Genomic DNA, 3,017 nt, shown 5'->3' with positions numbered 1-3,017 from the left:
CCGTTGCTGCTCCTGTCCAAGCGGATGAACGCAGCCCGGGTGACGTCGGTCATGGGCTGAGCTCGCGGGTGCCTCCGGTTCCGGTCGAGCGCCAGCAGGGCTGGATGCCGGGCAAGGACCTGCGCTTTGGTGAGTACTGGACTGAACAGTACAAGACAGGGGCAGCGCGCAGCTCATCCAAGACATCAGGCACGTCCTATCGGGCTGAAGCTCGTGCTGAGCTGCGCTTCGAGCAGTTCGGGACTGGGGGTGTAAAGGCAGCGGTGCAGGCCACCAGCGAGCTGGTCCGCAAGGAGGCGAGGCCGGTGGTCGAGTTTGACAGCGGAACGCTAGGCAGCGTCTTGAGCGGGCTGCGTACCGATGTGATCGAGGACAGGAACTCGTTCTACGGCCGGATCTCGATCGATGGTAGCTCCGAGCCACGCGAGTGGACGTTTGCCTTGAGCCAGCCGGTGAAAGCTCACGGAATAAGCCCGATGTAGGGATCGTGACAGGCCCCACGGGTGAGGTCTGGCGTGTTGTGGCCTTGCATGCTCCGCTGGACCGGCCGAGCGATCCGCGCATGCCGGCGATGGACATGCCTCGCGTCCACCTGGGGCTTGAGGTGTTCGACGAGCAGGGAACGGTGGGGCCGTGCTGAACACCCGGTTTCGCGAAGAGGTGTGGCTGAGCGAGCGACTGAGTGCCGAGCAGCGCTTGGCGCTGGCCAGCGTGTTCAGCGCGGTGCTGGGGCGGCGTCCGCTGACCTTGCCCGGAAAAACCTGAGGCGCTGAACTGACTTGGCCCGCGCCGGCGCGCCAGCCTGAAAGGTCATGGCGAATGTCATGGCCTTTCTCCTTGCTCTTCTGTCGTCCCGCGAGCTGCGACCTGCCGCCAGTTCACGCTATGGCAAACTCGCGCGCTTCGTGTTTCCCGGTTACTGAGTCTTGGACAAGATCCTGCTTCAAATTGCTGCCGAGCTGAAGGTTCGCCCGGCGCAGATCAACGCAGCCGTGCAGCTGCTCGATGGTGGTGCGACCGTGCCCTTCATCGCCCGTTATCGCAAGGAAGTGACCGAGGGGCTGGACGACATCCAGCTGCGCGAGCTCGAGTCTCGCCTGGGCTATCTGCGCGAGCTGGAAGAGCGCCGCGCCGCGGTGCTCAAGAGCATCGAGGAGCAGGGCAAGCTCACGCCCGAGCTGCGCGCTGCCGTCGAGGCTGCGCCGACCAAGCAGGAGCTGGAAGACCTCTACCTGCCCTACAAGCCCAAGCGTCGCACCAAGGGCATGATCGCCCGCGAGGCAGGGCTGGAGCCGCTGGCTGACAAACTGTTTGCCGACCCGACACTGGACCCTCATGCGCAGGCCGCCGCTTTCATCAATGCCGACGCTGGCTTTGCCGATGCTTTCGCGGTGCTGGACGGTGTGCGCGACCTGCTGTCCGAGCGCTGGGCCGAGGATGCCGCGCTGATCGGCAAGCTGCGCGAGTGGCTGTGGGAGGAGGGCCTGTTCAAGTCCACGCTGATGGCGGGCAAGGACGAGAACAACCCGGACGTTTCCAAGTTCCGCGACTACTTCGACTATGCGGAAGCCATCAGGACCGTGCCCTCGCACCGCGCGCTGGCGGTGTTCCGCGGCCGCACGCAGGAATTCCTGGATGCCAAGCTGGTGCTCGATGAAGAGATCGTTGCCGGACAACCTGGCTTGGCCGAAGGCCGCATCGCCCGCCACCTGGGCTGGACCCACGGCAAGCGCGCGGCCGACGAATTGATCCGCAAGACCATCGCCTGGACCTGGAAGGTGAAGCTCAGCATGAGCCTGGAGCGCGACCTGTTCGCCCGCCTGCGCGACGAAGCCGAGAAGGTGGCGATCAAGGTCTTTGCCGAGAACCTGCGCGATCTGCTGCTGGCCGCGCCGGCCGGCAAGCGCGTGGTGATGGGCCTGGATCCGGGCATTCGCACCGGCGTCAAGGTGGCGGTGGTGTCCGACACCGGCCGCGTGCTGGACACGCACACCGTCTACCCGCACGAGCCGCGCAAGGATTGGGAAGGCTCGCTGCACACGCTGGGCCGCCTGGTGACCACGCATGGCGTGAACCTGATCGCGATCGGCAACGGCACGGCCTCGCGCGAGACCGACAAGCTGGCGGCTGACCTGATCAAGCGCATCCAGCAGCTGGTCCCTGGAACGGCGATCGAGAAGGTCGTCGTTAGCGAGGCCGGCGCTTCGGTCTATTCGGCCTCGGAGTTCGCCTCCAAGGAGCTGCCCGAGCTGGACGTGTCGCTACGCGGCGCGGTTTCGATTGCACGCCGCCTGCAGGACCCGCTGGCAGAGCTGGTGAAAATCGACCCCAAGAGCATCGGCGTAGGTCAGTACCAGCACGATGTCAACCAGAGCGAGCTGGCGAAGACCCTGGACGCGGTGGTGGAAGACTGCGTGAACTCGGTGGGCGTGGACCTGAACACTGCGTCGGCGCCGCTGCTGTCGCGCGTCTCGGGTCTTTCGGCGGCGGTGGCCGGCTCCATCGTGCGCTGGCGGGATGCCAATGGCGCGTTCAAGAACCGCAAGCAGTTGCTGGATGTGACGGGCCTCGGCCCCAAGACCTTCGAGCAGGCGGCGGGATTCCTGCGTATCCGCGACGGCGACAACCCGCTCGACCTGTCGGGCGTGCACCCGGAGACTTATGTGGTGGTGCAGCGCATCCTCGACAAGGTGGCGCGTCCCGTCAGTGAGGTGATGGGCAAGAGCGATGTGATCCGCGCGCTGAAGCCGGAGGCCTTCGCCGATGAGAAGTTCGGTGCCATCACGGTGAAGGACATCCTGGCCGAACTCGAAAAACCAGGCCGCGATCCGCGCCCCGACTTCAAGGTGGCGCGCTTCAACGAGGGCGTGGAAGACATCAAGGATCTGGCTGAGGGCATGATCCTTGAAGGCACGGTGTCCAACGTCGCGCAGTTCGGTGCCTTCGTCGACTTGGGCGTGCATCAAGACGGTCTGGTGCATGTGAGCCAGCTGGCCAACAAGTTCGTCAGCGATGCG

General features: G+C 65.2%; 3 protein-coding genes. All 3 read left to right on the top strand.

Annotated features, from left to right (window positions below; all coding sequences use genetic code 11):
• A partial coding sequence (locus ACIQ67_RS20415) for a hypothetical protein (protein ID WP_397536206.1) occupies window positions 1-482 on the top strand: 482 nt, incomplete at its 5' end.
• A gap of 151 nt (window positions 483-633) precedes the next feature.
• Window positions 634-765 carry a hypothetical protein gene (locus ACIQ67_RS20410; protein WP_397536205.1) on the top strand — a complete coding sequence of 44 codons (132 nt, stop codon included), beginning with the start codon at window positions 634-636 and terminating at the stop codon, window positions 763-765.
• A 161-nt stretch (window positions 766-926) separates the two neighbouring features.
• A partial coding sequence (locus ACIQ67_RS20405; protein ID WP_397536204.1) for a Tex family protein occupies window positions 927-3,017 on the top strand: 2,091 nt, incomplete at its 3' end.

Origin of the sequence: Roseateles sp. (assembly GCF_044373315.1) — a bacterium.
Lineage (GTDB): Bacteria > Pseudomonadota > Gammaproteobacteria > Burkholderiales > Burkholderiaceae_C > JACDQM01.
This window is presented reverse-complemented; position numbering and strand designations above follow the sequence as displayed.